The organism is Pseudomonas orientalis (assembly GCF_022807995.1).
Classification (GTDB): Bacteria; Pseudomonadota; Gammaproteobacteria; order Pseudomonadales; family Pseudomonadaceae; genus Aquipseudomonas; species Aquipseudomonas orientalis_B.
Genome location: NZ_CP094351.1, coordinates 5,247,439 through 5,271,806, shown reverse-complemented (window position 1 = coordinate 5,271,806; position 24,368 = coordinate 5,247,439). Strand labels below are relative to the sequence as shown.

Genomic DNA, 24,368 nt, shown 5'->3' with positions numbered 1-24,368 from the left:
CCCTCCCACATGCGTTTTGTGCCGATGCGAAAAATGCGCGCTGACGCTAAGGGTTTGATGAAGCGTGCCGTTACAGTGATGGCAAAGTGATACATGGCCGGTCAGTTGTGCTTAACTGGCCGCTTCGAGGCACAGTGCCATTATTCTTGCGGGTCGGAGTTTTACCCTTGTCACGCGTGTCCGCTGTACGCTTCAGTCATTTCCTTCCCTCGTTGCTGCTATTGCTGGCCGGGCTCTCGGCTGCCTATCTCAAGGACCTTAACGTTTTCTTCACTTCGCTGTTCAACGTGCTGCCGACCCTGGTGCTGTTGCTCGGCGGAGCGTACTGCGCGGTGTATCGGCGCCAGCGTGAGCTGTTCCTGATGATCACGGTGTACGTCACGTATTTCCTGCTGGACACCCAGACCGATTTCTACCGCGACCATGGCCGCGTGCGCGAAGACGCCGCCGTAGTGTTTCACCTCTGCTGTCTGTTGCTGCCCTTGCTGTTCAGCGTGTATGCGCTGTGGCAGGAAAAAACCCACCTGTTCCGTGACTTCGTCGCACGCTGCGCGGTGTTATTGGCCGTCGGCAGCGTGGCGCTGGCGCTGGAGCAAAGTTACCCACAGGGCGTGCTGGACTGGTTGGCCGAAATTCGCTGGCCGGCGCTGCATGGCGCCTGGATGAGCCTGATCCAGCTTTCATACCCGATGTTCCTGATTGGTTTCCTCACGCTGGCCGCCCAGTACTGGTATCAGCCGCGCCCGCTGCACGCCGCGCAACTGGTGGGGTTGCTGGGGATGTTCTGGATGCTGCCGCAAACCTTCATCCTGCCGTTTACCCTCAACATCATGTGCAGCCAGGTGATGCTGATGATCGCCGCCGGTGTGGCGCATGAGGCGTATCAAATGGCCTTTCGCGATGAGCTGACCGGCTTGCCGGGCCGCCGCGCCCTTAATGAACGCATGCAGCGGCTTGGGCGCAACTACGTGTTGGCGATGGGCGATGTGGACCACTTCAAGCGGTTCAACGACACCCACGGCCATGATGTAGGTGACCAGGTGTTGCGCCTGGTGGCGAGCAAACTGTCCAAGGTCAGCGGCGGCGGGCGCGCCTATCGCTACGGCGGTGAAGAATTTGCCGTGGTGTTTGCCGGCAAGAGCCTGGATGAATGCCTGCCGCACCTGGAGGAGATCCGCGAGATCATCGCCAACTATGCGATCAAATTGCGTAACCCGGACCGCCCCAATGACGACCATCAGGGGCGCCAGCGCCGGGCTGCCAACGGTGCGTCCAGTGTGTCGGTGACCGTTAGCATCGGCGTGGCCGAGCGCCAGGCCGAGCAGCGTAGCCCTGAAGAGGTGCTCAAATGCGCCGATCAGGCGCTCTACGCCGCCAAGGGGGCCGGGCGCAACTGCGTGATCGCGGCCGGGCAGAACCGTCGCGGTGCGGTGCGCATGCAAAGCGCTGCCGGTTGAGTAATGGTGCTGTATTCAGCAGCGCTACAGTGATTGTTTGCGACGTTGGCCGGCAGTAGGTTGAAACCACTTGCTGCCGGAGACATTGCCATGCCTGAGTACAAAGCTCCCCTGCGCGACATGCGCTTTCTGATCGACACCGTGTTCGATTTCCATGGCCACTACGCGGCCCTCGGCGCGACCGACGCCAGCCCCGACATGGTCAGCGCGATTCTCGAAGAAGGCGCGAAGTTTTGCGAAAACGTGCTCGCGCCGCTCAATCGCAGCGGCGATGAAGAGGGCTGCCATTTCGACAATGGCGTCGTGACCACGCCCAAGGGCTTCAAGCAAGCCTTCGCCCAGTACGTGGAAGGCGGCTGGCATGGCGTGGCGGCGGACCCGGCCTTCGGCGGCCAGGGCTTGCCGCAGTCCCTGGGGCTGGTGCTGAGCGAGATGATCGGTTCCAGCAATACGTCCTGGGGCATGTACCCGGGCCTGACCCACGGTGCAATGTCGGCGATCCACGCCCACGGCACCGACGAACAGAAAGCCACCTACCTGCACAAACTCACCGTCGGCGAGTGGACCGGCACCATGTGCCTGACCGAAGCCCACTGCGGCACCGACCTGGGTTTGATAAAGACCCGCGCCGTTCCACAGGCCGATGGCAGTTACGCACTCACCGGCAGCAAGATCTTCATCTCGGCCGGTGAGCACGACATGAGTGCCAATATCATCCATCTGGTGCTGGCCAAACTGCCGGATGCACCGGCGGGGACCAAAGGCATTTCGTTGTTCATCGTGCCCAAGTTTCATACCGATTCCGGTAAACGCAACGCCGTGCACTGCGGCTCCATCGAGCACAAGATGGGCATCAAGGCCTCGGCCACCTGCGTGCTGAACTTCGACGGCGCCAAGGGCTTTTTGATTGGCGAGGCGAACAAAGGCCTCAACTGCATGTTCACCATGATGAACCACGCGCGCCTGGGCACGGGCATGCAGGGCTTGTGCAATGGCGAGGCAAGCTTCCAGGGCGCGATCAAATACGCCGGCGAGCGCCTGCAGATGCGCTCGTTGACCGGGGCCAAGGCCCCGGACAAACCCGCCGACCCGATTATCGTGCATGCCGACGTGCGCCGCATGCTGCTGACCATGAAAGCCTTCAACGAAGGCAATCGCGCGCTGACCTACTTCACCGCCCAATTGCTCGACACCGCGCACTTGAGCCGCGACGCCGGCCAGCGCCAGGAGGCTGAGGACCTGTTGGCCTTCCTCACGCCGATCTGCAAGGCCTTCATGACCGAAACCGGGCTGGAGGTGACCAACCACGGTATGCAGGTGTTCGGTGGCCATGGCTATATCCGCGAGTGGGGCATGGAACAACTGGCCCGTGATGCGCGGATTGCGCCGATCTACGAGGGCACCAACGGTATCCAGGCCCTTGATCTGCTGGGGCGCAAGGTGCTGGGCAGCCAGGGCAAGTTGCTGCGCGGCTTTACCAGAATCGTGCATAAGTTCTGTGCCGCCAATGCCGAACATCCGCAACTCAAGGCCCATGTCGAGCAGCTCAACCAGTTGAACCAGCAATGGGGCGAGCTGACGTTGAAGGTCGGTACGGCAGCGATGAGCAATCCCGACGAAGTGGGAGCGGCGGCCATGGACTATCTGATGTACAGCGGTTACATCATCCTCGCCTACCTGTGGTTGCGCATGGCGATGGCGGCGCAGGCCCACGACGACCCGGGGTTCGCCCAGGCCAAACGGGCGACGTGCGACTTCTATTTCAAGCGCCTGTTGCCGCGCACCACGATGCATCGAGCTGCGGTGGAGGCGGGCAGCGAGTGCCTGATGAGCTTGCCGGCGCAAGCCTTTGCACTGTAGATGGCCGGCAACAGCCTGCTTCGTGACTTATAAATACTTATAGGTCACGAACGGACCCTATGTGTCTGAAAAGTTGTTCGGGTACACTCGGAGCCTGTAAAACCGATCCCATCGAATCACTTTTCACGTTCTCACGAGGTTTGCCATGGCTGATTACAAAGCGCCGTTGCGTGATATGCGCTTCGTCCTCAACGAAGTGTTTGACGTCGCCACCACCTGGGCGCAGTTGCCTGCCTTGGCAGACACGGTTGACGCCGAAACCGTTGAAGCCATCCTCGAAGAGGCCGGCAAGGTCACCGCCAAATCCATCGCGCCGTTGAGCCGTGGCGGCGATGAGCAAGGCTGCCGCTGGGCGGACGGTACCGTCAGCACGCCGGACGGTTACCCCCAGGCTTACGCAACCTACGCCGAAGGCGGCTGGGTAGGTGTTGGCGGCGACCCGGTGTACGGCGGCATGGGCATGCCCAAGGCGGTGTCGGCGCAGGTCGAAGAGATGATCAATTCGTCCAGCCTGGCCTTTGGCCTGTACCCGATGTTGACCTCGGGCGCTTGTGTGTCGATCAATACCCACGCCAGCGACGAGCTCAAGGCCACCTACCTGCCGAAGATGTACTCGGGCGAATGGGCCGGGTCCATGTGCCTGACCGAAGCCCATGCCGGTACCGACCTGGGCATGATTCGCACCAAGGCCGAGCCGCAGGCGGACGGTTCCTACAAAGTCAGCGGCACCAAGATTTTCATTACCGGCGGCGAACACGACCTGACTGAAAATATTATCCATTTGGTGCTGGCCAAGCTGCCGGACGCACCGGCGGGGCCCAAGGGCATCTCGCTGTTTCTGGTTCCCAAGTTCATGGTTAACGCCGACGGCAGCCTGGGCGCACGCAACCCGGTGACCTGCGGCTCGATCGAACACAAAATGGGCATCCAGGCCTCCGCAACATGCGTGATGAACTTCGACGAAGCCGTGGGTTATCTGGTGGGTGAGCCCAACCGTGGCCTGGCGGCGATGTTCACCATGATGAACTACGAACGTCTGGGAGTGGGCATCCAGGGCCTGGCTTCCGGCGAGCGCTCCTATCAGAACGCGATTGAATATGCCCGCGACCGGTTGCAGAGCCGTTCGCCGCTGGGTGCAAAAGCCAAGGACAAACCGGCCGACCCGATCATCGTGCACCCGGATGTGCGCCGCATGCTGCTGACCATGAAGGCGGCGAACGAAGGCGGCCGTGCGTTCTCCACTTACGTGGCGACGCAGTTGGACATCGCCAAGTTCAGCGAAGACGCAGCTGCCCGTGAGCGCGCCGACAACCTGGTGGCGCTGCTGACGCCTGTCGCCAAAGCATTTCTCAGCGACTTGGGTCTGGAAACCACCGTGCTCGGCCAGCAAGTGTTTGGTGGTCACGGCTACATTCGCGAGTGGGGCCAGGAGCAATTGGTGCGTGATGTGCGCATCACCCAGATCTACGAAGGTACCAATGGTATCCAGGCCCTGGACTTGGTGGGGCGCAAGATTGTCGGCAGCGGTGGCGCGTTCTACACCTTGTTTGCCGACGAGGTCCGCCAGTTCATCGCGGGTGCCGGCGCGCACTTGGGTGAGTTCACCCGGCCGCTCGGCGCGGCGGTGGACAATCTGGATGAATTGACTGCCTGGGTGCTGGACCGTGCCAAGGGTAACCCGAATGAAATCGGCGCGGCCTCGGTGGAGTACCTGCACGCGTTTGGTTACATGGCGTATGCCTATATGTGGGCACGCATGGCCAAGGCCGCCTGGGGCAAAGAGACCGAGGACGATTTCTATGCCAGCAAGCTGGGCACCGCGCGCTTTTACTTTGCGCGCCTGTTGCCGCGAATTCACTCGTTGAGTGCGTCGGTGAAAGCCGGAAGCGAGTCGCTGTTCCTGATGGATGAAGCACTGTTTTAAGGGCGAGGTATGCGTGTAAGCATTCTCTTACATGACGTGCTGCTAATCGTCCTCTATCGCCAAATTGGATCCACGGATAATCTACTTCACATGGACGTCGCGCAGGAAGCGCAAAGCAATAACAGGGACACGTAGGATTCTGCCAGGATGGCGGAGTGAAATGGATGTCAGGGAAACAGTCTGCAAAGCCCCGCTTCGGCGGGGTTTTCTTTTGCCCGCGAAAAAGTCAGGCGCCCGCCTGCGGGGCATTCATCACGTCTTCCAGCAACGTGCGCAGCAACGCCACCGTCGCTTGCTGGCGCTGCACGTCACGGCACACCAGACCGACTTTCAACGCCACCCTGGGTTCGCTCAAGGGTTTCCACAGCAACGACTGGCTGTTGTGTTCATCCTGGGAACGCCCCGGCAGCACGGTGGCCAACTGGGTATGAGGCAGGCTGTCGAGAATCCCCACCATGGTATTGAGTTCGGCCTGCACCTGCGGGCGGCGGCCCAGGTTGGCTAACTGGCCTTGCCAGATCTGCCGTACCTGGAATTCTTCCCCCAGCAGCAACATCGGCAACTCGGCGGCCTGTTTCAGCGAGACCTTCTTGAATTCCCGCAAGGGATGTTGCTCAGGGATGACCACCTTCAACTCATCCTCATACAACAACACGCCATGCAGGCCCGGCTGGCGCGGTGGCAGGTAGCTGATACCGATATCCAGCGAGCCATTGAGCAGCCGCCGCTCGATCTCCAGCCCGGTCAATTCGTAGATCTGCACGACCAGGTGCGGTTGGGCCTTGCGCACCCGCTCCAGCATCTGCGGCACCAGGCCGGTGTGCACGGTTTGCAGCACACCGATGGCCAAGGTGCGCATCGCCTGGCCCTTGAAGTTACGCAATGCCTCCACGGCTTGCTGCATGCCGTCGATCAGGGGCAGGGCATGGTTGTACAGCGTGTGCGCTGCCAGCGTGGGGAGCAGGCGCTTGCTGCTGCGCTCGAACAGGCTCACGTCGAGGTTCTGCTCCAGTTGGCGAACCTGCTGCGACAGGGCGGGTTGGGAGATCGACAGACGCTCCGCGGCACGGCCTACATGGCCTTCCTCATACACCGCGACGAAATAACGCAGTTGCTTGAAATCCATAAGGTTTGCTTATCGAAAAAGCTGGAAAATCGAAATGGCCGTTGGCCTGCGAGCGGCCTAGTCTAGCGCCTATTCGCAGGGGTTACAGGGCCGAATCGGGCAATGAATAACGTTTTTGGTAACGGCGTTTACATAGGCAAGGCAAAACACTTCGGCGCACTGTTGGTATCGGGTCCCCACCCGGCTGCGGTTGCTATCGGGGGCGAACTGTGAACCTGTTCCGGCGCCCCGCGCCGAGCCTCGACGACCTCGTACTTCATGATCCGCATCATGATTTTTCCAGCCATTGCCTGATGTCTACTGTCGCGCGCCCCTGCGCGGTGTTCGTCCAGGGTCACGGCGCCTGGCTCTCGGACAGCGACGACCGTGCCTACCTGGATTTCAGCCAGGGCAGCGGTGCCAACAGCCTGGGTCATAGTCCACAAGCGGTGCGCGACGCCGTTGCCGAACAGATGCAAACCGTGATCAACCCTGGCATGGGGTTGTATAACCGGGCGCAGCTCGACCTGGTTGAGCGCCTGTGCCATCACACCGGCAGCGATCAGGCCTATCTGCTCAATAGCGGTGGGGAGGCTTGTGAAGCTGCGATCAGGCTGGCGCGCAAGTGGGGCCAACTGCATCGCGGCGGCGCTTATCACATCATCACGGCGGGCAACGGCTGCCATGGCCATGGTTTCGCAGCGATGTCGGCTTCAGCCATTGCCAGCGAAAACCGTTTCGAACCGCAATTGCCGGGTTTCAGTCATGTGCCCTTCAACGATCTGCCGGCGCTGCATGCAGCCGTCGATGCACACACCGTGGCCATCATGCTGGAGCCTATCCAAAGCGCCGCCGGTGTCATCCCAGCGACCGAACACTACCTCAAAGGCGTCGAACGCCTGTGCCGCGAACTGGGCATTCTGCTGATTCTTGACGAAGTGCAAACTGGAATCGGCCGCTGCGGCAGTCTGCTCGCCGAGCAGCAATACGGCGTTCGTGCTGACATCATCACCCTCGGAAAAGGCCTGGGCGGTGGCGTGCCCCTGGCGGCGCTGCTGGCGCGCGGCACAGCCTGCTGCTTCGAAACGGGCGAGCTGGACGGTACCCATCATGGCAATGCACTGATGGCGTCAGCGGGAATTGCGGTACTCGATGCCGTATTGACTGGAGGCTTTCTCGACCACGTACGCGAATCAGGCCTTTATCTGGCAGAAGGCCTTGCCCGCCTGGCCCACCGTTACGAGCATGGGCAGTTGCGCGGCAACGGACTGATCTGGGGCCTGACACTGTCGGACGACTCCGCGTCTGCCGTGGTAAAGGCCGCACTGCACGAAGGCCTGATCCTCAGCGCTGCGCAGCCGGATTGTTTGCGTTTCACGCCGGCCTTGAACGTCAGCAAAAACCACATTGATGAAATGCTCCTGCGCCTGGCCCGTGCCTTCTCTCGGGTACGCACTGCCCAACTGCAATGCCGTAAAGGCATTGCCGTCTGACCCTATTTTCTGAACCGTCTCGCGGAATACGCGGCGCCTCCAGCCTGATTCTTTTGGCTGGGGGCGTTTTTTTATCTGCGTAATTTTTGGACTGAAAACGTGGCTTGTGCGTCAACGTAAACAATGGCTTTTTAGCGGACCTCGGCGAGGATTGTCGATGGGGGCACCCGATGCCCTGTTTTAATCTATACCACTGAGTGGTATGTTTTCGTAAAGGATTTCCATGAAGATCAGGTTGTTCAAAATGACCAGCAAATATAAGAGTGAGGCGCTTGAGTCCATTCACCAATCTGCCGAAGCGCTTTATACAATTGGCGCCATCAGCAAAACCACGCTTCGTGAGTTCGACGAAACGTGCCTGGCAACGGTGCCTGCACATATGCCGGCCGAGCAGATCAAACACTTGCGTGAAAGCAGTCGCGTCAGCCAACCCGTGTTCGCTCGCTACCTGAACACCAGCGCATCGACTGTGAAGCAGTGGGAATCCGGCGAAAAAAAGCCCAGCGGCATGGCGCTCAAGTTGTTGAGCATCGTTCAAAAGCATGGCCTGCAGATTCTGACGTGAGATGGCCCACTGCCAGAAACCACTGAACCCTCACGAAGCGCCAATGTCGATTAGCTACACGGCTCACACGAGCCGATTTTCCGGAGCTGACCCATGGACATCATTCGTATCATCATCGCCATTCTGCTGCCGCCACTGGGTGTGTTCCTGCAAGTGGGATTCGGCGGCGCATTCTGGCTGAACATTCTGCTGACCCTGTGCGGCTACTTTCCCGGCATCATTCACGCCGTATACATCATCGCCAAACGCTGAGGCCCTCAGCCTTTTGCGATGAGACGTGAATTGCGCTCATTGCGAAACGCCAGCTGTTCAATGGTCTGAGTGGCATGTTCGGCTTCTTCCCGCGCTTGCAGGATGATGCCGTGCTGCTCGGACTTGCTGCACACCGGGTCCGCGTTGCTCGCATCCCCGGTGAGCATAAAAGCTTGGCAACGGCAGCCGCCGAAATCCTTTTCTTTCTCATCGCATGAACGGCACGGCTCCGGCATCCAGTCGTAGCCGCGAAAGCGGTTGAAACCGAACGAGTCGTACCAGATGTGCTGCATGCTGTGGTCGCGTACGTTGGGAAACTGAACCGGCATCTGTCGGGCGCCATGACAGGGCAGGGCAGTACCGTCCGGCGTGACTGTCAGGAAAATGCTGCCCCAGCCATTCATGCAGGCTTTCGGACGTTCTTCGTAGTAATCCGGCGTGACGAAAATCAACTTGCACGGGTGGCCTTCGGCTTCGAGCCTGGCGCGGTATTCGTTGGTAATGCGTTCGGCGCGTACCAGTTGTTCCCTGGTCGGTAATAACCCCACACGATTGAGTTGCGCCCAGCCGTAGAACTGGCAGGTGGCAAGCTCGACGAAGTCCGCCTCGAGTGCGATGCACAGCTCGATAATGCGGTCGATCTTGTCGATGTTATGCCGATGGGTGACGAAGTTCAGCACCATGGGATAACCGTGGGCTTTCACCGCGCGGGCCATTTCCAGCTTTTGCGCGAAGGCTTTCTTCGAGCCCGCCAGCAGGTTGTTGACCTGTTCGTCGCTGGCCTGGAAGCTGATCTGGATATGGTCCAGGCCGGCCTTTTTGAAGTCGCTGATCTTCTGTTCGGTCAGGCCGATGCCTGAGGTGATCAGGTTGGTGTAGAACCCCAGCTTGCGTGCCTCGCCGATCAGCTCGGCCAGGTCCTGGCGCACCAGCGGTTCACCGCCGGAAAATCCAAGTTGCGCGGCGCCCATCTCGCGGGCCTCGCGAAATACCTTGATCCATTGCTCGGTGCTCAGCTCCTTGCCCTGCTCGGCAAAGTCCAGCGGGTTGGAGCAATACGGGCACTGCAGCGGGCAGCGGTAGGTCAGCTCGGCGAGCAGCCACAGCGGCAGGCCGATAGCCGGTTTTTCAGGCAAGGGTAATCCAGTGCTCGGCACGGGCGACCTCCATGAATTGCTCGATGTCATCACCGAGTTCCGGCACGCCGGGGAATTGCCTGTCCAGCTCGGCAATGATGGCAGCCACATCGCGCTCGCCGTCAATCAAGCCACCAATCAGCGCGGCGCTGTCGTTGAGTTTGATCATGCCTTCCGGGTAGAGCAGCACATGGCCTTTTTGCGCGGGCTCGTATTGATAGCGGTAACCCGGGCGCCACGTCGGTTTTCTGCTGCGATCAAAACTCATAGGGTGATCCCTTTATGCCAGACCCGCTCTCTGATCACGCTGTGGTACGGCGGGCGGTTCAGTTCGTAGGCCATGCTCATGGCGTCGAGCATGCTCCACAGGATGTCCAGTTTGAACTGGAGGATTTCCAGCATGCGCTCCTGGCCTTCACGCGTGGTGTAGTGCTGCAGGGTGATCGCCAATCCGTGCTCCACATCGCGACGGGCTTGGCCCAGCCGGGTGCGGAAGTATTCATAGCCGGCCGGGTCGATCCACGGGTAGTGCTGCGGCCAGCTGTCGAGGCGCGACTGGTGGATCTGCGGCGCGAACAGTTCGGTCAACGAACTGCTGGCCGCCTCTTGCCAACTGGCGCGGCGGGCGAAGTTGACGTAGGCGTCTACTGCAAAGCGCACGCCGGGCAGCACCAGTTCCTGAGAGCGCAATTGGTCGGGGTCGAGGCCAACGGCCTGGCCCAGGCGCAGCCAGGCTTCGATGCCGCCGTCTTCTCCGGGCGCGCCATCGTGGTCGAGCAGGCGCTGGATCCATTCGCGACGGATCTCCCGGTCCGGGCAGTTGGCCAGGATCGCGGCATCCTTCAGGGGAATGTTCACCTGATAGTAGAAGCGGTTGGCGACCCAGCCTTGGATCTGCTCGCGGGTGGCGCGGCCTTCATACATCGCCACGTGGTACGGGTGATGGATGTGATAGAAGGCGCCTTTGGCGCGCAGGGCCTGTTCGAATGCTTCAGGGGTCATCGGTGTATCAGTCATCTGAGGTCTCCTACAACTCAATGCTCATGCCGTCGTAGGCTACTTCGACATTACGCCGTACCAGCTCGGCTCGCTCGGGGGAGTCTTCATCGAGAATCGGGTTGGTGTTGTTGATGTGGATAAGCACCTTGCGCTGCTTTGGCAACTGTTCCAGCACTTCGAGCATGCCGCCAGGACCGTTCTGCGCCAGGTGGCCCATTTCGCGGCCGGTGCGGGTGCCGACGCCACGGCGCTGCATTTCGTCGTCGTCCCACATCGTGCCGTCCACCAGCAGGCAGTCGCTGCCGGCCATGATCTCCAGCAGCGGCGCGTCGACCTTGCCCAGGCCCGGGGCGTAAAACAGCTTGCCGCCGGTGCGCAGGTCTTCGACGATCAGGCCGATGTTGTCGCCTGGGTGCGGGTCGAAGCGATGCGGCGAATAAGGCGGCGCGGCGCTGCGCAGCGGCAGTGGGGTGAAGCGCAGGTTGGGGCACGCCGGGATGGTGAAGCCGGCGTCCAGCTCGATACGGTTCCAGGCCAGGCCGCCGTTCCAGTGGGTGAGCATGGTGAACAGCGGGAAACCGGTACTCAGGTCTTCATGGACCATGTCAGTGCACCACACCTGGTGCGGGCAACCCTCGCGCAGGCTCAGCAGGCCGGTAGTGTGGTCGATCTGGCTGTCCATCAGGATGATCGCGCCGATGCCGGTGTCACGCAGGGCGCGGCCGGGTTGCATTGGCGCAAACCCCTGCAACTGCGCACGGATATCCGGCGATGCATTGCACAGCACCCAGTTCACACCATCGTCGGAAATCGCGATGGACGACTGGGTACGCGCCTGTGCCCGCAGGCTGCCATCACGAAAACCCGCGCAGTTCACGCAGTTGCAGTTCCACTGCGGGAAGCCGCCGCCGGCGGCGGAACCTAGAATCTGGACAAACATGGTCGCTCCATCAGCAAAGCTCAAAACAAAAACGCCCCGGGCGAACCGAGGCGTTGTAGTACCCAGCGGATTAGCGGCTGGCGAAGTACATGGTGACTTCGAAACCGATGCGCAGATCGGTGTAAGCAGGTTTGGACCAGGTCATATTCATACTCCTATCAAGGGACGGGGATGTTCACTACCAAGTAGTACATATAGTCCACCTCCCATGGGAGATGTTCAGATATTGCGTGTGAATATTACGCAATTCTTTTCCAGTTAGCGCTGTCTTGAAAGAAAAAGCCTGTTGCAGAGTCGGCAACGATCAACCTGCCGACTGCCAAGTGCCTCGGATGCACGGCCCGTTGGCCAGGCACCGCCAGCCGCCTGTGGTGTCGTTCAGCTGTTGGGCGGCGCGCCGCATATCGTCGCGTGAGCAGGTTTGTATCAAATCTTGTAATTGTTCCAGATAGCCCGATGAGTGGCCCGCCAAGTGCGCTTGCCACAGCAGATCGGCGGCTTGGGCCATGGGCAGTGACCGGACAGTGAATTGCTGCGCCAGAGCCTCGTGACCCATGTCGGCGCTGTGTTCGATCAATGATGGCAGTTGGTCCAGAAAGGTCTGCACCTGTTCGAAGATCTCATCCAGGGAAGCACTGGGAGACTGCACGCCGAACAGCAGGCCGGTCTGCCCATTGATCTGTCGGATACCGCTGAAAACGGCGTAGCCCAGTTGTAGTTCAACGCGCAGGCGCTGATAGAACGGCCCTTGAAGCAGATGACCGAGCAAGCGCCAGGCGGCTTCATCGCTCAGGGCCTGGGTGGGTGTTGGGCAGAACAACAGCAGCGCCGCTTCGCTGGATTCAGTGTTTATCTCGTGCCAGAGGCGCTGGCCCTGGAGATGTTGAGGCGGGTACTGGAGAGGTGCAGGCTGCCCAGGCAATCGTGCTGCTGCGGTCTTGATTGCCGCTTCACCGGCCTGCGGTAAACCTGCGCCCAGCCCGTGCCAGCGCGCGGTGGCCCATGAGGCTGGCGTCGCCTGGGGCGTTGGCTGAACACCGGCACAGCAAGCGGGCAGTGCCTTGAGCAATTCGCGGATGGCGATCATCGGTGTCGAGGATGGTGGCGGCAGGCGTTCATCGGCAGTGCTCAAGCACTGCGTCAGCGCTTCGAGTACGGCGGGCATGGGCTGGTGGACGCCGAGCATTTTTACCTGCCAGTCATTGGCGATGGTGTCGAAACACAACTCGACGCCCGCTTGAGCGGCACTCTCGCGCAGCGGCAGCAAGGCGTTTTCCAGACCAGCAGGCACTGCAGAGTCGAATCGCCAGCGCAGGTACAGCGCGCCTTCGTCAGTGTCATCCGGCAGTGCCTGGCTGAACGTGAGCGCCGACAGGTCCCGTCGCCCCCGTGAGCGATCCTGGGCAAACGTACGCAAGCCGCGATGGGCGCTGGTCTGGCCGCGAATCAAGCCGGCCTGTTCTTCCCTGACCGGCGGGCGCAGGAACGGGTTATTCGGTGGAAGCCGCCAGCCGTGCGTGGCGGGCGGCAGATGCAGTGCGTCGAGCATGGCCTTGAGGGCTGCGAGGCCTTGGTCCGATAAATCTTCCATATCGTTGAGTGCCAGCGCCAGGGCGCCCTGGACCTGCTGTTGGCGTGCGTTAAGCAAGGCGAACTCTTCGCGTAGCGACGTCCAGTCGCTGTGTGCGAAAAAACTCAGCCAGTCGTGCAACAGCGCTTCGATCTGTGTCGTCGAGTCGCTTTGGCTGTCGAGGGTAAAGTCGATATCCAGCACGGCCTGTCCGGCAAAGTGATACGGCACCGAAGCGTGCGCTGCCGTCGCCAGGCGTCGATCTTTGAGGTCTGCGAGCAAGCCGCCCGGCGCCGAATTGTTGAGCCAGGTACAGAGAAACGCCAGCGCTTCGCGCGGTGCATCACAGGTGATGACCTGGTGCAGATGATGATCGGCAAGGTGCTGATAGCCCCGTGCTTGCCCGGCCATCAGCGCCGGTGGCGCGGCCTGGGGATGCAACGGGCCAGGGGTCAACTGTGTACCGAATCGCTGCGCCAGCGCCTCCAGGTCTTCCTGGGATTGCGGGCCGGCCAGGCTCAACGTCATCTGCCCGCTCTGGTAGAAGCGCTGATGAAATTCGCGCAACGCCTGCTGAAAGGCCTCACGTTCCACTGGCAGGCTGTCGCGGTTGCCGGCATGAAATCCGCGCAATGGATGATCAGCGGCCAGGCCCTCCAGCAAAGCCACTTGTTGCTGCGCATTGGCATCCTCAGACCAGGCCACGAACTCGGCGTGCAGCACGTCGCGCTCGCGCAGTTGGTCGTCAATGGCCAGGCGAGGGTGCGTCAGCATGTCGGCCAATCGCACCAGCCCCTCGTCGAAGGTCGAAACCGGCAGCTCGAAAAAGAACTCGGTGACGCGCTCCCTGGTGCTGGCATTCACTTGCCCGCCATGGCGCTGCACGTAGGTCATCAGCCCATCGCCTGTGGGAAAACGCTCGGTTCCCAGAAACAACAGGTGCTCCAGAAAATGCGCCAGCCCCGGCCACGCCAGAGGCGCGTCATGACTGCCCGCCGCCACGCGTAAAACAGCGGCGCAGCGCTTCAAGCGCGGCGCATGGCGCAGGCAAAGGTGCAGGCCGTTGGCCAGAGTCAGGTGCAGAGGGTAAGGGTGAACCGGCGCAGGCATGGGCACTTCCGAAGCGGGGCAAGTGCCTATGCTAGCAAACCCGGTGGATCAGGGCTTGTGCAGTGCGCCGTAAAGCTCGGGACGGCGGTCCTGCAAGTAATGATTGGCGGCGCGGGCGTCGAGGATCGCTTGCCGATCCAGCGTGCCGACGATCAACGTCTCATCCAGGCCCGCCTGGGCGATGCGCTGACCATCCGGCGCGGCAATACTGCTCTGGCCGCAGTAATGAATATCGCCTTCGTGCCCGCAGTAGTTGGCATAGGCCACAAAACATTGGTTCTCGAACGCCCGCGCCCGCACGGTGACGTCGGCGACAAAGTCGAACGGCACCATATTGGCGGTAGGCACCAGGATCAGCTCGGCACCGGCCAGGGCCAGGCGGCGCGTGTTTTCCGGGAACTCCAGGTCGTAGCAAATCAGCAAACCGAGCTTCCAGCCGTTCAATTCCACCAGCGGGAAGTCGTCGTCACCGGCGCTGAACATCGAATGGTCCAGATCGCCAAACAGATGGGTCTTGCGATAGTTGCACAGGCGTGTGCCATGGGCGTCGATCAGTTGCACAGCGTTGTAGACCTGGCCATCCTCGGCCCGCTCCGGATAGCCGTACACAATCGCCAGCCCGGCACTTTGCGCGATGTCGGCAATGGTTTGGGCAGACTCCCCATCCTTCGTTTCGGCCAGCGCGCCAGCAGCCTCGACGCCAATGTTGTAGCCCGTCAGGAACATCTCCGGCAACACGAGCACATCGGCTCCTGCTGCTTCATGCGCCAGTTGCCGCAGGCGCTTGAGATTACCGGCGACATCCAGCGGCAGTGGCGGGCATTGGTACAGGGCGACACGCATGACAGGCTCCTTATTCGGGCAGGGCGATGGGCCCTATCTCATCAAACACATCGCCGGGCCCCGGGTTCTCCGGATGGGTGCTGCCGCCGAAGTGGTTCATGATGCCCCACACCGCGTTCAGCGAGGTCTGCACCGCGCCTTCGACCCAGGCCGGTGTCCAGGAAACGTCGTCGCCGGCGATAAAAATCCCACGTTGCTCGGCGGGCATGTCCTTCTGCATGAAGTGTGCATACATCCGCTGGTTATACCGATAGTGGCCGGGCAGTGCGCCTTTGAAGGCCCCGAGGAAGTGTGGGTCGGCTTCCCAGGACACCGTGATCGGGTCACCGATGATACGCGCCTTGATGTCGACTTTCGGGTAGATCTTGGCCAGCGCGTCGAGTGCCAGCTTGACCCGCTTGTCGATGGGCTGGGGCAGCATTTTCAGCGCGTCGCTCATCCACGAGTAGGACAGGCAGATCACGCCCGGCTTGTCGTCGCCGTTATCGAACAGATAGGTGCCACGGGTCAGGCGGTCGGTGAGGGTCATGCTCATCAGGTCGCGGCCGGTTTGCGGGTCTTTGTCTTTCCAGAAGGGGCGGTCGACCATGACGAAGGTCTTCGATGACTGCATGTAGCGCGTGCGGTCCAGGGCCATCCACATTTTCTGCGAGAACAGGGTTTCGTCGCATTCGATCTGGGTGGTCAGCAGCCAGCTCTGGCAGGTGGTCAACACGGCGGCGTACTCGCGGGTGTCACCGTAGGTGTCGGTGACGGCGAAACGACCGTCGGCGGCGTGGGCGATGCGCTTCACCCCCGCCCGTGGCGCGCCTCTGTGCAATGAGCTGAGGCTGGTGCCGGCGGGCCAGTGGGCACAGCGCTCGGGTACGTGACGCCAAATGCCCATGGGCACTTGTGCCACGCCGCCAACCACCAGGTGCTGATGGTCGTCGCAGTTGGTCATCACCACGCGGAAGATTTCCAGCATGGAGTTGGGGAAGTCCGAGTCCCAGCCGCCGGTGCCGAAACCGACCTGGCCAAAGACTTCGCGATGATGGAACGACAGCTTGGCGAAGGCTTTAGAGGTGGCGACGAAGTCGTAGAAGGTGCGGTCATCCCACAGCGGCACCAGCTTATTCCACAGCGCTTTGAGGCGCGGCACGTCGCGGTCGCGGATGGCTTGCTGGATATCGCTGAACTGTGACCCTGCTTCCAGAGCATCAGCCCAGGCGTCGGCCACTTCCTGGAACAGCGCAGGCAAGTCGGAGAGTTTTTGCGCGTAGTGGGTCTGGCCTTCCAGATCGATGACGGTACTGCCGGATGCGGGCGTCAGCGGGTTGGGGAAGGGTTTGGTGTCCAGGCCCAGTTTGTCCACATAGTGATAGAAGGCAGTGGACGACACTGGAAAACGCATCCCACCCAGCTCGGCGATAATGCCTTCGGCGCCTTCAAAAGCCTGGGAGCGCAGACGACCGCCCATCTTCGAGGCTTCGTACACCACCGGCTTCAAGCCCAGCTTCATCAGTTCGTAGGCCGCCACCAGCCCCGCAATGCCGGCGCCCACGATCGCCACTTCAGCGCCGTGGTTAGCGGCAGGAATGCTGCCCAGGCCGGCGGGATGTTCGATCCAGTCATCAAAGGCAAACGGAAAATCCGGGCCGAAGATAGTGATGGGTTTTTTACCGTCGGTGGGGTGGCGATGGGGCTTGGCGATGCTGCTGGACGGAATGCTCATGGCGGACCTTACTGACGACTCGGCGGGACAGTGCCCGTTGAGTATAGGAAAAGATGGCAGCCAGTTTAGGGAGCGTTGCGCTCGTTAATAAGACGCAATGTGTCGTCGGATTGCACTCATTTTAGTCATTGTGACGAGGTTTTCGGTCATACCGGCTGCCCGCGGTCCAGTTTGTTACTGAGAATGATCGAAGTCGTGGTTTTCTCAACACCGTCGACACTGCCGATCTGATCCAGCAACTGATCAAGCTGCTCCGGCGACTCGGTGCGCAGCCACGCCACATAATCAAACTCGCCGCTCACCGCGCACAACTGCTGCACCTGGGCCATCGCGCTCAACCTGCGCAACACTTCCTTGCCCGAACGCGGCTGGACGGTAATCCCCACATACGCCTGCAGACCGCCATCCGCAAGGCGCTGGCCCAGGCGCACGCCATAACCGGTGATGACCTGGGTTTTCTCCAGGCGTGCCAAGCGCGACGTCACCGTGGTGCGCGCAATGCCGAGTTGCCGCGCAAGCATGGCCACGCTTTCGCGGGCGTTGAGCTGCAGGGCGGCGATCAGTTGGCGGTCGATTTCGTCCAGGACGGGCAAGGGCAGAGCTCCAGTGCGGGGGTGGTGGGCATGCATGTTACAGGCTTGATCCGGGTTACAGAACAGCTGTGCCAGGCACACGAAAGTAGGGCAATGCACGGCTTTTTTGCGGCGTCTTATCTACTTTGAACTATCACAAGCCCTATCCCCCTAAAGCTTTGTAAATAGCCCTTGGCCCAGGACGATTCTGGGTTCTCCACTTACACGCAAAGGTTTGGTGAGTTATGAAAAGTGAACAAGTCGAAGGCGTTACAGAGAAGCTTGCTGGCAAGGCACAGAGCGCCGTAGGGAAATTGTTTGGTGATTCGAAACTGGAAGCTGAAGGTGGTGGACGCCAAGCTGCCGGGCAGTTGACTCAAACCTATGGTGACGCATTAGACAGCGTATCGACTTTCGTTAAGGAAAAACCGGTTGCCGCAATCGCGATTGGTGCAGTGGCCCTGTTGGTGCTGGACCGTCTGCTGCGCCGTTGAGGTGAGGGGAAACCTTCAACAATGATTGAAGTTCAACCGTTTGGGCGGTTTGTGGACGGAAGAGATTTTCTGGCGATTTTCAGTTCGGTTTCTTCTACTGCAGAAACGACAAAGGCCACGCAATACGTGGCCTTGCCTGGACTCATCCCCGAAGGCATATGTTCTGTGCATGAGCTTGCTCCATCAACATCGTACTGAGCGCGGTAGGTCGCCCAGTGGCAAGGTGTCGAACTCAGTTCGTCGCAGTGGTACTGCCTGGAGCGGGGCCTTCGCTGAACGTGTAGTTGATGACAACGTCATTTCGGATCAGGACGTCGAGCGTTTTCTGAGTGCCCGTAGTCGTCACTTTCATGGTGACCACGTAGCTTTGGGCATGGGCTGAGCCATTGGTGTAGGTGTAGATCCACTTCTCGTCAGTCTCGCTGACCGCGCTCTTGGCGTAGGGCTCACCAAACAGCGACTTCAGCTCAGCAGTCGTGGTTTTGCCTTTAGTGATGCTCGTTACACTAGCCGACGGAAAATCTCGGCCTGCGGTGTAGTGAGACGTAGCGCAACCGCCGAGTGCGACACACATCCCCATTACTGCGATGAGCTTTTTCATATCCTTCCTTGATCGTAGGAAAAATCCAAATCTAGCTGGCATCGAAGCTAAAAGCCATCACCTAGGTGATCAGCTACTTAGCGCACTTGCAGTATCGTCTGATGGAAGATCAGTAGATCTCAGTGCGTCGCGAAAGTGCTGCCATTGCCCTTCTGCTATTTCCGTCGCCTGAATTACGGCTCAAGCCGAAGCAGCAATCATCATATTCGCTTTACCGAATATTCGAAAAATCATATATTCGATTTTCCGTATGCGTTGGCTAGCGATGATTCCGGCGCATTTCGCCACACGCTCCACGACATCCACCAGCGCATCCAGCTCTTCGTTCTGGTCAAGACCAAACACCTGGAGGATCTATGACAGAACCCCTGAACCCCACCTCCTTGTTCAAGTGCCTGGCGGATGACACCCGAGCAAAAATTTCGCTGCTTGTCGTGAGTGTAGGTGAGCTTTGTGTATGCGAGCTAACGGCAGCACTCGACCTGAGTCAGCCGAAGATTTCTCGTCATTTGGCGCTGCTGCGCTCCGCCGGTTTGCTGTTGGATCGTCGCCAGGGCCAATGGGTGTACTACCGACTCAATCCTGATTTGCCCGCGTGGGTGACTGTAGTTTTGAAGGAAGTGGTAGACGCCAATCAGCAATGGCTTGAAACCGAGACTAAGCGCCTCTGCGGCATGAACGAACGTCCGATCAACCAAGCCGTGTGCAGCTGATTCACGCCCGACCGGATTAAGAAATGCTGATTGCCGTAGTGATCTTTATCGCCACCATTGCCCTTGTCACCCGGCGCCGTCGAAGGAGTTTATATGCAAGACACATTGCCGAACTTACACGCCAACCTGATCGACATTCCGTCGTTGGAGCAACTTGAGCCGCGTACACCGTCACTCCATAAGCCTCGAATTTTGCTTCTGTATGGATCGACGCGAGAGCGCTCTTTCAGCCGGTTGGTGACTCAGGAAGCAGCACGTTTGTTGGAGGCGTTTGGCGCCGAACCCAAAATCTTCGATCCCTCGGGTTTGCCGCTGCCGGACGATGCTCCGGATACACATCCGAAGGTCGCGGAGCTGCGCGAACTCATGCAATGGTCTGAAGGGCAGGTGTGGTGTTCGCCTGAGCGGCACGGCGCCATGAGCGCAGTTTTCAAGGCCCAGATCGACTGGGTTCCGCTTGCCATTGGTGCTGTTCGACCTACGCAAGGAAAGACCCTTGCTGTGATGCAAGTCTGCGGCGGTTCCCAGTCCTTCAATGTGGTTAACCAACTGCGGGTACTTGGACGGTGGATGCGGATGTTTACTATCCCTAACCAGTCTTCCGTGGCCAAGGCGTTCACCGAGTTCGACGAGACAGGCCGTATGAAGCCGTCCTCGTACTACGACCGTCTGGTGGACGTAATGGAAGAACTGATGAAGTTCACCCTGCTGTTGCGGGATCGCCAGGATTATTTGGTTGATCGCTACTCCGAGCGTAAGGAGTCCGCCGAAGAGCTGTCCAAGCGCGTCAACCAGCGCTCCATCTAACGTCAGCACGAGGAAGCGATATGAGCCAGATCACGATCTACCACAACCCCGAATGCGGCACCTCTCGCAACACCTTGGAGTTGATCCGTAACAGCGGGGAAGAACCGACGGTTATCGAATACCTGAAGACCCCGCCTGATCGCACCACACTTGCCAGGCTCATCGGGGATATGGGTATCGGGGTACGGGCTCTTTTGCGTATCAAAGGAACTCCGTACGAAGAGCTGGGATTGGGCGATGCAACGCTGACGGACGATCAGCTCATCGATGCCATGATGGCGCACCCTGTCCTGATCAATCGCCCCATCGTCGTGACGCCTTTGGGGACACGCTTGTGTCGTCCTTCAGAGGCAGTCCTCGACCTGTTACCGCAAGAGCAGCGTGGCAGCTTCATCAAAGAAGACGGACAAGTCGTCATTGATGAGCACGGTCGCAGAGTCTGAAACGACACCGGCGAGTTGTCGCCGTTGAGTCTGGAGGATGCTGGTGAGTCAGAATTCGAAACTTGATGTTGTGGCCATTGGTGGTGGCCAGTCCGCGCTGACGTTACGCCTCGGCAAGTCAGTATCAGTAATGGTTCCGCCAGAAACGCGAAAGCCGCGCAATGCGCGGCTTTGGAGTTGGTGGGCCCACACGGACTTGAACCGTGGACCAAAGGATTATGAGTCCTCTGCTCTGACCAACTGAGCTATAGGCCCTTGTAACTGGACGCGGATTATAACGACGGTTTCCTCGCTGTGCCATCCGTAAAATCCCCCATCCGTGTACGAAGGAAGGTTTCGGCAAAAAGCTGCGGTGGCAGGGGCAGGCTGACGATGTAGCCTTGCATCTGTTCACAGCCTTCTGCGGCGAGGAATGCTTGCTGTGCGGGATTCTCCACGCCTTCGGCGATGATGGTGAATTGCATGCTGTGGCCGAGGGCGATAATGGCGCGCACGATGGCGGCGTCGTGGGGGTCATCGGGCAGGCCGCGGACGAAGGATTGGTCGATCTTGAGGAAGTCCAGCGGCAGGCGCTTGAGGTAGCTGAGGGACGAATAGCCGGTACCGAAATCATCGATTGCCAGCTGCACGCCTAATTTTTTGAGCTGGTGCAGCACCGTCAGTGCTTCTTCCGCCTGGCTCATGATGAAGTTTTCGGTGATCTCCAGTTGCAGGCAGCCGGGTTCCAGGCGGTAATCGCGCAGCAGTTGTTCGATGCGCGACAGCAGGTTGGGGTGGCGCAGTTGCGCGCCGGCGAGGTTGACGGACAGCGGGCCGAAGTCCTCGTAAGTATCTTGCCAGGCGTGCAATTGTCGGCAGGCCTGTTCCAGCACCCAATCGCCGATTTGCAGGATCGTGCCGTTCTCTTCGGCCAGGGCGATGAAGTGTTCGGGCGGTACGTCGCCGAAGGTCGGGTGGCGCCAGCGAATCAGCGCTTCGGCGCCGATCAGTTCCTGAGTGATCAGGCTGCGTTTGGGTTGGTAATACAGGCTCATTTCATCACGTTCGATGGCGCGGCGCAGCTCATGCTCCAGCGCGACGCGTTCGTTGGCCTGGGTCGTCAGGTCGCAGGTGTAGCTTTCAACTCGGTTGCGGCCCTTGGCTTTGGAACGGTACATCGCGGCGTCGGCGTTTTTGACCAGGGTGGGGACATCGGTGCCGTCTTGTGGGTACAGGCTGGTGCCGATACTCGCGCTGATAAAGAATTCGTGCTCGCCGGCCTGGAAGGGTGGTGTGAAGCAGTCGAGCAGTTTGTTCGCCAGGTATTGCGCGTCGCTGGCCTGTTGCAGGCCGGGCAGCAGGATGATGAATTCATCGCCGCCCAGGCGGGCGACGGTGTCGATATCACGCAATTGTTCCTTGAGACGTACGGCGATGTCTTTGAGCAGCAGGTCACCGACCGGGTGGCCGAGGCTGTCGTTGATGTGTTTGAAGCGGTCCAGGTCGAGAAACAACACGGCGCCCTGATTCCCGCTTTCCTGTTGGCCATTGAGGGCCGCTTGCAGTCGACTTTCAAACAGCGTGCGGTTGGGCAGGCCGGTCAAGGGGTCGTGATGGGCCTGATAGTCGAGGCGTGCCTGGGCGAGCTTGAGGCTGGAAATGTCGGCAAATACCGCGACGAAGTGCGTAACCACCTGGTCGAGATTGCGCACGGCGCTGATGGTGAGCCAGCTTGGGTAGAGCTCACCGTTCTTGCGACGGTTGGAAATCTCGCCCTGCCAGTGTCCCTGGGTCGTCAACTGGTGCCACAGTGCGGCATAGAAAGCGCTGTCGTGCATGCCGGAGGCGAGCAAGCGCGGGGTCTGGCCAAGCGCTTCTGCCTCGCTGTAGCCGGTGATTTCGCTGAACGCGCGATTGACGGCACTGATGTTCTGCCGGGTGTCGGTGATCAATACGCCTTCGGCGGTGCTCTCGAACACGGTGGCGGCCTGTTGCAGTTTTTCCTGCATTTGCTGGCGCTCGGTGATGTCGCGGGCGATGGTCAGCATGCAGTCCTCTTCGTCGATGGGCAGCGAGCGGCTGGACAGTTCGCAGAGGCGAATCCGGCCATCGACGTGGCGAATATGGCAGATGAAATCGCGCACAAAGCCGTCGCGCTGCAGCAATTCCAGCATGTGCTTGCGTTCATTGAGGTCGACCCAAATGCCGAGGTCCAGGGCTGATTGATCGAGCGAGGTGGCGCTGGTGTAACCGGTCAGGTGGCTGAAGCCTTCGTTCACTTCTATCAGCAGACCATCGCTTTGTCGGCTCAGCAACAAGCCATCCGGAGAGGCATGAAATGCCTTGGCAAATTTCTGCTCGGACAGCAGCAGTGCCTCTTCCGTACGTTTGGCCTCGCTGATGTCGATCATCAGGCCGCGCAGCACCGGTTCCGGGCCGTATTTGATCAGGCTGACAATGTCGCGTACCCACAGGCAGCGGCCATCGGCGGTGATCACGCGATAGTCGATGCTGTGATCACGGTTGGCGCGGGTTTCACGGTAGCAATAGGTTTCGGCGCGCATCAGGTCGGCAGGGTGAATGACGTTGCGCCAGAAGCCGGGGATCAACCAGTGGGCGCGGGGGTAGCCAAGCAGTTGCTCGGCATGGGGCGACACGTAGCTGTAGGTGAAATCGCTGATGCTGGCTTCCCAGGCAATGGCGGACAGACTCTCCACCAGGCCGCGATAGTGGTACTCGCTGCTGCGCAGTTTTTGCTCAAGCGCTACGCGGCGGGAAATTTCCGAACTGAGCCGGCGATTGATTCGAATCACAATGGCCAGCACGGTACTCAGCAGCAACACCGCAGGTAGACCGTACAACAATAAATCCGCCCAGAACGTGCGGTGATCGCTGAAGCTGCCGACCCAATGTTGCTGGATCGCATTGGTTTCGGTAGGGCTGAGATCGGCGAGCACCTTGTCCAGGATACCCACCAGTATTTTCTCATCTCGAGGCACGCCCATTGCGAGCTGGTAGCGGTAGGGCGTTTCGCCGCTGACGTACAAACCGTCGAGTTTCAGCTGGCGCAGGCTCCAGACGCTGGACGCCAAGTCACTGACCACCGCATCCACGTCATCGGTGGCCAGGGCCTGTAGCGTGGAGCTGACGTTAGGCATCGCGACGAGATTGAGATCCGGGTGGTGGATACGCAGTAATTCATGGGGCGCATAATTTTCCACCACGGCGATCTTCAGCCCGTACAGGTCCTTGAGGTTGCGTGGTTTGGCACCGCCTTCATGGGCCAGTATCACGATGGGAAAGTCGAGATAGGGGCGCGTGAAAGCCAGGAAGCTCTGGCGTTCCGGGGTGGACATGACGCCGGGTAGCAGGTCGAGCTGATTGTTGCGTGCTTGTTCGAGCAAGGCGGTCCAGTTCACCGGCTCGACCAGCTTGACCCTGACGCCCAGACGATCCTGGATCAGGCGCACGTAATCAGCGGCGAGGCCCTGGTAGCGGCCATTTTCATCGCGGTATTCAAAGGGTGGCCAGGACGCATCCACCCCAAGGCGCAGCTCCTGATGGTCCGTCAGCCAGCTACGCTCATCATCAGTGAGAGTCATCGCGCCAGCCGTTGCGGTCCAGGTCAGCAGCGACAGCAGTATCACGGTCGGCAATCTGGGCATAACGGTCTCGTTATGGCACGGGGAATGTCTCGAGTGTAGACGGGCATTGCGCGGGCGGGGCGTTGCGGGGCAGTTAATCTGTGGAAAAGAAATGGCTGAAAAGCAAAACCCCCGGCCTGGGCCGGG

At 60.0% G+C, this 24,368-nt stretch carries 22 protein-coding genes, 1 tRNA gene and 1 pseudogene; 11 read left to right on the top strand and 13 right to left on the bottom strand.

From position 1 onward, the window contains the following. Positions 1 to 167: 167 nt before the first annotated feature. The 3 genes from MRY17_RS23675 (at position 168) to MRY17_RS23665 (ending at position 5,241) form a co-directional block, all read left to right on the top strand. Entirely contained in the window at positions 168 to 1,457 is a 1,290-nt protein-coding gene (locus MRY17_RS23675) for a GGDEF domain-containing protein (RefSeq protein ID WP_181283037.1), read from the top strand. Positions 1,458 to 1,547: 90 nt separating this feature from the next. Beyond that, entirely contained in the window at positions 1,548 to 3,317 is a 1,770-nt protein-coding gene (locus MRY17_RS23670) for an acyl-CoA dehydrogenase C-terminal domain-containing protein (protein WP_243352952.1), read from the top strand. A 145-nt stretch (positions 3,318 to 3,462) separates the two neighbouring features. After that, positions 3,463 to 5,241: an acyl-CoA dehydrogenase C-terminal domain-containing protein gene (locus MRY17_RS23665; RefSeq protein ID WP_181283035.1), complete on the top strand. Its 1,779-nt coding sequence runs from the start codon at positions 3,463 to 3,465 to the stop codon at positions 5,239 to 5,241. Between the two features lie 226 nt (positions 5,242 to 5,467). Here the strand turns inward: MRY17_RS23665 and MRY17_RS23660 are convergent, their stop codons facing one another. Next, entirely contained in the window at positions 5,468 to 6,367 is a 900-nt protein-coding gene (locus tag MRY17_RS23660; RefSeq protein WP_243352951.1) for a LysR family transcriptional regulator, read from the bottom strand. A gap of 209 nt (positions 6,368 to 6,576) precedes the next feature. Between MRY17_RS23660 and MRY17_RS23655 the strand changes: the two genes are divergently transcribed. From MRY17_RS23655 to MRY17_RS23645, 3 genes are all read left to right on the top strand, one after another. Next, positions 6,577 to 7,839 (top strand): aspartate aminotransferase family protein, encoded by a 1,263-nt coding sequence (locus MRY17_RS23655; protein WP_181283033.1) that lies wholly within the window; start codon positions 6,577 to 6,579, stop codon positions 7,837 to 7,839. A gap of 244 nt (positions 7,840 to 8,083) precedes the next feature. Then, entirely contained in the window at positions 8,084 to 8,404 is a 321-nt protein-coding gene (locus tag MRY17_RS23650) for a helix-turn-helix domain-containing protein (protein ID WP_181283032.1), read from the top strand. A gap of 93 nt (positions 8,405 to 8,497) precedes the next feature. Then, positions 8,498 to 8,656 carry a YqaE/Pmp3 family membrane protein gene (locus MRY17_RS23645; protein ID WP_003194776.1) on the top strand — a complete coding sequence of 53 codons (159 nt, stop codon included), beginning with the start codon at positions 8,498 to 8,500 and terminating at the stop codon, positions 8,654 to 8,656. A 5-nt stretch (positions 8,657 to 8,661) separates the two neighbouring features. Here the strand turns inward: MRY17_RS23645 and pqqE are convergent, their stop codons facing one another. The 9 genes from pqqE to MRY17_RS23600 all read right to left on the bottom strand — a co-directional run bounded on the left by pqqE (position 8,662) and on the right by MRY17_RS23600 (position 17,561). Further along, on the bottom strand, positions 8,662 to 9,843 hold the full coding sequence (gene pqqE, locus MRY17_RS23640) for a pyrroloquinoline quinone biosynthesis protein PqqE (protein WP_124360069.1): 1,182 nt from the start codon (positions 9,841 to 9,843) through the stop codon (positions 8,662 to 8,664). Beyond that, entirely contained in the window at positions 9,785 to 10,060 is a 276-nt protein-coding gene (pqqD, locus tag MRY17_RS23635) for a pyrroloquinoline quinone biosynthesis peptide chaperone PqqD (RefSeq protein WP_181283031.1), read from the bottom strand. Before pqqD ends, pqqE begins: the two co-directional genes overlap by 59 nt. Next, positions 10,057 to 10,809, bottom strand: coding sequence for a pyrroloquinoline-quinone synthase PqqC (gene pqqC / locus MRY17_RS23630; protein ID WP_243352950.1), 753 nt, complete (start codon positions 10,807 to 10,809; stop codon positions 10,057 to 10,059). Before pqqC ends, pqqD begins: the two co-directional genes overlap by 4 nt. Positions 10,810 to 10,819: 10 nt before the next feature. After that, a complete protein-coding gene (pqqB, locus tag MRY17_RS23625) occupies positions 10,820 to 11,731 on the bottom strand; it encodes a pyrroloquinoline quinone biosynthesis protein PqqB (RefSeq protein ID WP_124434241.1) in 912 nt (303 codons plus the stop codon). Between the two features lie 70 nt (positions 11,732 to 11,801). Further along, on the bottom strand, positions 11,802 to 11,876 hold the full coding sequence (pqqA, locus tag MRY17_RS23620) for a pyrroloquinoline quinone precursor peptide PqqA (RefSeq protein WP_003194766.1): 75 nt from the start codon (positions 11,874 to 11,876) through the stop codon (positions 11,802 to 11,804). Positions 11,877 to 12,035: 159 nt separating this feature from the next. Beyond that, positions 12,036 to 14,411 (bottom strand): pyrroloquinoline quinone biosynthesis protein PqqF, encoded by a 2,376-nt coding sequence (pqqF, locus tag MRY17_RS23615; RefSeq protein WP_243352949.1) that lies wholly within the window; start codon positions 14,409 to 14,411, stop codon positions 12,036 to 12,038. 48 nt (positions 14,412 to 14,459) lie between these two features. Further along, positions 14,460 to 15,254: a carbon-nitrogen hydrolase family protein gene (locus tag MRY17_RS23610; RefSeq protein WP_181283027.1), complete on the bottom strand. Its 795-nt coding sequence runs from the start codon at positions 15,252 to 15,254 to the stop codon at positions 14,460 to 14,462. A gap of 10 nt (positions 15,255 to 15,264) precedes the next feature. After that, positions 15,265 to 16,947 carry a flavin monoamine oxidase family protein gene (locus tag MRY17_RS23605; protein ID WP_191953103.1) on the bottom strand — a complete coding sequence of 561 codons (1,683 nt, stop codon included), beginning with the start codon at positions 16,945 to 16,947 and terminating at the stop codon, positions 15,265 to 15,267. A gap of 167 nt (positions 16,948 to 17,114) precedes the next feature. Next, positions 17,115 to 17,561, bottom strand: coding sequence for an Lrp/AsnC family transcriptional regulator (locus tag MRY17_RS23600; RefSeq protein ID WP_057723653.1), 447 nt, complete (start codon positions 17,559 to 17,561; stop codon positions 17,115 to 17,117). Positions 17,562 to 17,785: 224 nt separating this feature from the next. Between MRY17_RS23600 and MRY17_RS23595 the strand changes: the two genes are divergently transcribed. After that, a complete protein-coding gene (locus tag MRY17_RS23595) occupies positions 17,786 to 18,034 on the top strand; it encodes a CsbD family protein (protein ID WP_181283026.1) in 249 nt (82 codons plus the stop codon). A 232-nt stretch (positions 18,035 to 18,266) separates the two neighbouring features. On the opposite strand, the gene MRY17_RS23590 is transcribed toward MRY17_RS23595, so the two are convergent. Continuing rightward, positions 18,267 to 18,635, bottom strand: a complete 369-nt coding sequence (locus tag MRY17_RS23590) for a hypothetical protein (RefSeq protein WP_181283025.1) — start codon at positions 18,633 to 18,635, stop codon at positions 18,267 to 18,269. 237 nt (positions 18,636 to 18,872) lie between these two features. On the opposite strand from MRY17_RS23590, the pseudogene MRY17_RS26500 reads away from it, so the two are divergent. The 4 genes and pseudogenes from MRY17_RS26500 to arsC form a co-directional block, all read left to right on the top strand. After that, positions 18,873 to 18,995, top strand: a pseudogene (locus MRY17_RS26500) (arsenate reductase ArsC); the annotation flags it as partial. Next, on the top strand, positions 18,992 to 19,348 hold the full coding sequence (locus tag MRY17_RS23580) for a metalloregulator ArsR/SmtB family transcription factor (protein ID WP_243352948.1): 357 nt from the start codon (positions 18,992 to 18,994) through the stop codon (positions 19,346 to 19,348). The pseudogene MRY17_RS26500 and the gene MRY17_RS23580, both read left to right, overlap by 4 nt. Before the next feature lie 93 nt (positions 19,349 to 19,441). Beyond that, a complete protein-coding gene (gene arsH, locus MRY17_RS23575; RefSeq protein WP_181283022.1) occupies positions 19,442 to 20,155 on the top strand; it encodes an arsenical resistance protein ArsH in 714 nt (237 codons plus the stop codon). 20 nt (positions 20,156 to 20,175) lie between these two features. Continuing rightward, positions 20,176 to 20,598 (top strand): arsenate reductase (glutaredoxin), encoded by a 423-nt coding sequence (gene arsC, locus MRY17_RS23570; protein ID WP_191953018.1) that lies wholly within the window; start codon positions 20,176 to 20,178, stop codon positions 20,596 to 20,598. Positions 20,599 to 20,776: 178 nt separating this feature from the next. Here arsC and MRY17_RS23565 read toward each other — a convergent pair. Continuing rightward, positions 20,777 to 20,853, bottom strand: a tRNA-Ile gene (locus MRY17_RS23565). 17 nt (positions 20,854 to 20,870) lie between these two features. After that, on the bottom strand, positions 20,871 to 24,242 hold the full coding sequence (locus tag MRY17_RS23560) for a bifunctional diguanylate cyclase/phosphodiesterase (RefSeq protein ID WP_243352947.1): 3,372 nt from the start codon (positions 24,240 to 24,242) through the stop codon (positions 20,871 to 20,873). Positions 24,243 to 24,368: the final 126 nt, after the last annotated feature.